We start from the raw sequence: 5,036 nt of genomic DNA, 5'->3' as shown, positions 1-5,036 counted from the left end.
ATCTCATCGCCCAGGCCCATGGCCCGGAGCTGGCGATCCAGGTTTCCGAGCAATTCGTACTTGGCCGCATCCGCCCTCGCAAGGACCACCAGCGCATGCAGATCGCCACGCGCTACGGCATCAATAACAAGAAACTGGTGCAGGTGATCGGCGAAATGGAACAGCACACCGAACCGCCCCTGAGCACCTTGGCCCTGGCCGAAACGATCAAGGTCACCCGACGCCAACTGGAGCGGCTGTTTCGCCTGCACCTGAATGACACCCCCAGTAATTTCTACCTGGGCCTGCGCCTGGAAAAAGCCCGAAAACTGCTGCGCCAGAGCGACATGAGCGTGCTGGAAGTGAGTATTGCGTGCGGGTTTGAGTCACCGTCGTATTTCACCAGGAGCTATCGCGCAAGGTTTGCCAAATGCCCGCGGGAGGATCGGCGACGGGAGGTGGTTTGACGGACAATTATAGTCAATTATACTCTCGGCTATAATTTTATAGTCATTTTCCATAATTTGAGTATAAAACCATGTCCAAGCACAGCGGCTTTTGTGTTTTCGCCGCCCCACCCTGGCAAGCAGTATTGCCGATGGCCTGGTGGGGGCCGGTATTCAGGATTTCACCTCCGGCCTGTTTTCTCGCGGCGCCCCGACGCACGGGCAAAAGCACTTTTCTGCGCGAAGACCTGATTCCGGAATGTCAGCTGCGGGGCTGGCTGGCGGTGTATGTCGACCTGTGGGCCGACAAGGAAAAAGACCCCGCCGAGCTGATCGCGAGTGCCATTGCGGGGGCGTTGGTGCCGTTTGAAAAGGGCATTCGCAAACTGGCAAAGAACATTGGCATCGAGAAACTAAGCTTTCTGCGTACGCTTTCCTGGGACTTTACCAAGCCACAATTGCCTGTCGGTGCGACGCTGACCCAAGCGTTGGAATTGCTACCATAGGGCTGCAGAAAAACCCGTTGTACTGGTGATTGACGAAGCACAGCACGCATTAACCACCGAGTCAGGTATCAATGCGATGTTCGCGTTGAAGGCTGCCCGGGATCAGCTCAACCAAGGCCGTGACGAGGAGGGCAGCGGTTTGCGCCTGGTGTTTACCGGATCCAATCGCGACAAACTCGCCCATTTGGTATTGGGTAAAAGCCAGCCATTCTTCGGTTCCAGCATCACGCCGTTTCCGCTGCTGGGCAAAGCGTTCACCCAGGCCTACACCGTGCACCTCAACGCGCACCTAGCCCAGAACAACCAATTCAACGCGGCTGATATTGATGAGGCGTTTGAGCGGGTAGGTCGGCGTCCCGAGATGTTGCGCACGATCATCGGTGAAGTCGCATTGGAGTTGGGCGAGGCGAGCAATCTTGGCCAACTGCTGCACAGTCGCGCAGAACTGCTGCGCGCGGGTGTATGGACCGAGTTCGAAAGCGCCTGGAACGCCCTGACCATCCCGCAGCGCGCCGTGCTGGAGGTGATGGTGGAGCGTTCTCAAAACAACGAACCCTTCGCGCCATTCACCGATAGCACCCTCACGGCTGTCAGCAAGGCGCTGGAAAAGATGGGTAGCGACGTGGTGCCGGGTACCCAGACCATCCAGGCCTGCATCGATGCCCTGCGCGACAAGGAACTGGTGTGGAAGTCGAGCCGAGGCGGCTATGCCCTGGAGGACAACACCTTCGGTGACTGGCTGCAACACAAGAGCCTTACACCGCGCTAAAAGGCCGGCTTCTAAAGAGAGCGGAGGTGGTTTATTTCTTTACCAGGGCCGAGCATGCCGCCTTGTAGGCTTCATGCTGGTACTTGTTAAGCGTCGCGGGCAGATCAAAGGTGTGCTTTTTGTTCTGCGCATTGATGGTCTGCGGCGACAACAGCGTCACCTCCACCCCCTCCAGCAGTTGAAGCACCCCTTCAATCTTGAACGTCGTTGGGCCACCGGCGAATTCACCTTTTTTGCTGCGCTTCTTGATGGCGATGCGAGTGATGGCGTTGTCCTGCACAAACGCTTTCACCTGAGCGGCGAAGGCTTTGACGTTGGCCGCTTCATCGTCATCGTCGAGGGCGATTTTCTTGGTCGCCAGGGCGACGTGGGTCAGCGCCTGGTTGTCCAGGGCGGCGAGGGCGATGATGGCTTCGCTGCCTTTGATTTCGATGCCGCAAATAAATCATGGCGTTGCCTTGAGCAGGAAAAGAGGGCACGGATGGTAAACAGGCTCGGTTCGTTCGAGAGGAGCTGACCATCCGTCGGAGATAGTGCTGATACTGTCAGATCTGACAGTAGATCTTGATGGGTTCCCCAACTAGATTCGCAGCAGGGGCCGGTACGCGGTCCCATGTTTTTGCGACGAGGGGGGCGGGCAATGAATATTCGCAAGGAAATTCGAAAACTGAGCGGGCCTGAACGGCTAGCGTTTACCAATACGCTGTTGGCCCTTAAGGGTAATGGCGGATACGACAAGTATGTGCATTGGCATCACGCAGTGATGGTACCTACCGTTCACCCTGATGAACCCCAAGATCCCGACTATCGTAATGGCGCCCACTTGGGGCCGGCTTTTTTACCCTTGGCATCGTGAAATGTTGTTGCAGTTGGAAGCCGACCTTCAGGCCATCACGCCCGGTATCACGCTGCCTTACTGGGATTGGACATTGGACGCGGCAGACCCGACGAATTCGCCGGTGTGGGAGCAAAGCCTGCTGGGGGGGGACGGTGACGCTGCCGATGAATTCAGGGTGCAGGATGGACCCTTCGCGTACCGATACGGCAATTGGCCTGTGCCTGCCTATCCGGAAGATGGGCTGCCGGGGGCGGGGTTAAAGCGCCAGTTCTCACGTTTTGGTCAACTCGCTGCCGACGGCCGCGGACTTGCAGATGGCAATGAATGAAGAGCTGTATGACGAGCCGAACTACACGTCGAGTCCGTTCAATAGAGGCTTTAGAAACCGACTCGAAGGCTGGATCACTCAGAAGGGCGACCCGCAAGTCACCACCCCTGGTTCTCAAATTGCACAACCGCGTCCATTTATGGATTGGCGGCAACATGCTGGCGATGACCTCGCCCGAAGATCCAGTATTTTTTCTGCATCATTGTTTCATCGACAAAATCTGGGCCGACTGGCAGGCGCAAATGATGCTGGATAAGCCCGCACTGGCGCCTCATTACTGCCCGATGCAGGATGGCCCCACCGGGCATAATTACGATGATGTGATCAAACCCTGGACTCGTCGTATCCGTGAGGTGATGGATATCACCGCGCTGGGGTATGCCTACGAGCCAGCCTCACCCTTGACCAAAAGGCCGTTCAAGTCACCTTTCATGGCTTGAGCGTGGCGCAGCCCTTTGCACGGCCTGGTCGCGTGAAGGGTGTTTACTCCTGCCCAATCGACTCCAAAAACTCCGACCGCTCATCACTCATCCGCGCCAGGCAGTCGTTGTGCGCAATCGCATAGGCCTTGGTGCCGGTCACTGCCGGGAAGGTGTCCACCGCACAATCGGCGTCACGCAGTTTTTCCCATTTCTGCTGCGCGTCCTTCAGACGGGCGGTAATGTCCGCCAGTTTGGTCTTGTCGCTGCCGTAGGTCGAACCCATGCGCTCCAGCAACCCCTGATAGTTATCCTTGAGCAATTGCTCGGCGGTGGTTTTGTTATAGGTGGCGCATTCCAGGGTTTGCTGGTCGTTCTCGATGCCGTCGCACGGCGTGCTGTCGGTGTCTTCGGCCGCGTGGGCGGTGGTTGCGATGAGTGCCAAAGCCAGGAAAATCGATTTCATTGCGCCGTCTCATATCACGTGATGCGCAATTCTGGCTCAAGCGTCAGACAAAGAACAGCCGCCAGTCAGGCATGTCTGCATAGCCTTTGTCGTGGATTGACGCTTTCGGCAATTCCCCTGTCGTTTTTGCACCCGGCTCCGTCGGTGCCTGGGCATATGCTGGCCCCAAAGCGCCGGCAGACGATTCGGCGCATGAATCGCCAATAAGGGGACGCCTGATGAGCCCAGCCGAGTTGCACGCCGACAGCATCGTTATCGACGGTCTGATTATTGCCAAGTGGAACCGCGACCTGTTCGAAGACATGCGCAAAGGTGGCCTCACCGCCGCCAACTGCACGGTGTCGGTGTGGGAAGGCTTCCAGGCCACGATCAATAACATCGTTGCCAGCCAGACCCTGATCCGTGAGAACAGCGATCTGGTGATCCCGGTGAAAACCACCGCTGACATCCGCCGCGCCAAGGAGCAGGGCAAGACTGGCATCATCTTCGGTTTCCAGAATGCCCATGCCTTTGAGGACCAGCTCGGCTATGTCGAGATCTTCAAGCAGCTCGGCGTTGGCGTGGTGCAGATGTGCTACAACACCCAGAATCTGGTGGGCACCGGTTGCTATGAGCGCGATGGCGGCCTGTCGGGTTTCGGTCGTGAGATTGTCGCCGAGATGAACCGCGTCGGCATCATGTGCGACCTGTCACACGTGGGCTCCAAGACCAGCGAAGAGGTCATCCTCGAATCGAAAAAGCCGGTGTGCTACTCCCACTGCCTACCGTCCGGGCTTAAAGAACACCCGCGCAACAAGTCCGATGAAGAGCTGAAGTTCATCGCCGACCATGGCGGTTTTGTCGGCGTGACCATGTTCGCGCCGTTCCTGGCCAAGGGCATCGACTCGACCATCGACGACTACGCCGAAGCCATCGAATACACCATGAACATCGTCGGCGAAGACGCGATCGGCATCGGCACCGACTTCACCCAGGGCCATGGCCAGGATTTCTTCGAAATGCTCACCCATGACAAGGGTTACGCCCGCCGCCTGACCAGCTTCGGCAAGATCATCAACCCGCTTGGCATCCGCACCGTGGGTGAGTTCCCCAACCTCACCGAGACCCTGCTCAAGCGCGGCCACAGCGAGCGCGTGGTGCGCAAGATCATGGGCGAGAACTGGGTCAACGTGCTCAAGGACGTCTGGGGCGAATAAGCCACTGCTCGCTTAATCCTTCACCCGCCGCCATCCGCGTGGCGGGCATCAAAACGAATTTTCTGGAGTTAAGTTTCCATGGCCAAGAT

The 5,036-nt window shown here is 57.6% G+C and carries 7 protein-coding genes and 1 pseudogene; 6 read left to right on the top strand and 2 right to left on the bottom strand.

From position 1 onward, the window contains the following. Nucleotides 1-446: helix-turn-helix domain-containing protein (locus DQ405_RS23985; RefSeq protein ID WP_168426334.1), on the top strand; the 446-nt coding region annotated here is incomplete at its 5' end. A 71-nt stretch (nt 447-517) separates the two neighbouring features. After that, nucleotides 518-1,700, top strand: a pseudogene (locus DQ405_RS23980) (AAA family ATPase). 31 nt (nt 1,701-1,731) lie between these two features. On the opposite strand, the gene DQ405_RS23975 reads toward DQ405_RS23980, so the two are convergent. Further along, nucleotides 1,732-2,142: a DUF3010 family protein gene (locus DQ405_RS23975; RefSeq protein ID WP_168426335.1), complete on the bottom strand. Its 411-nt coding sequence runs from the start codon at nt 2,140-2,142 to the stop codon at nt 1,732-1,734. A gap of 198 nt (nt 2,143-2,340) precedes the next feature. On the opposite strand from DQ405_RS23975, the gene DQ405_RS27740 reads away from it, so the two are divergent. Genes DQ405_RS27740 through DQ405_RS27730 form a run of 3 tightly spaced genes read left to right on the top strand, consistent with a single transcriptional unit; the run spans nt 2,341 to nt 3,306 of the window. Then, entirely contained in the window at nt 2,341-2,556 is a 216-nt protein-coding gene (locus DQ405_RS27740) for a hypothetical protein (RefSeq protein ID WP_241730171.1), read from the top strand. A gap of 1 nt (nt 2,557) precedes the next feature. Then, entirely contained in the window at nt 2,558-2,866 is a 309-nt protein-coding gene (locus DQ405_RS27735; RefSeq protein ID WP_241730170.1) for a tyrosinase family protein, read from the top strand. Beyond that, complete coding sequence (locus DQ405_RS27730) at nt 2,863-3,306, top strand: tyrosinase family protein (protein WP_342030453.1); 444 nt, start codon at nt 2,863-2,865, stop codon at nt 3,304-3,306. Before DQ405_RS27735 ends, DQ405_RS27730 begins: the two co-directional genes overlap by 4 nt. 43 nt (nt 3,307-3,349) lie before the next feature. Here the strand turns inward: DQ405_RS27730 and DQ405_RS23965 are convergent, their stop codons facing one another. Next, entirely contained in the window at nt 3,350-3,751 is a 402-nt protein-coding gene (locus tag DQ405_RS23965; protein ID WP_014720247.1) for a lysozyme inhibitor LprI family protein, read from the bottom strand. A 218-nt stretch (nt 3,752-3,969) separates the two neighbouring features. Between DQ405_RS23965 and DQ405_RS23960 the strand changes: the two genes are divergently transcribed. Then, nucleotides 3,970-4,947, top strand: coding sequence for a dipeptidase (locus DQ405_RS23960; RefSeq protein WP_032879065.1), 978 nt, complete (start codon nt 3,970-3,972; stop codon nt 4,945-4,947). The last annotated feature ends 89 nt before the right edge of the window (nt 4,948-5,036 follow it).

The sequence above is a fragment of the Pseudomonas sp. SST3 genome (assembly GCF_003325755.1).
The sequence above is the reverse complement of the archived record's forward strand: the minus strand, read 5'-3'. Positions and strand labels throughout refer to the sequence as shown.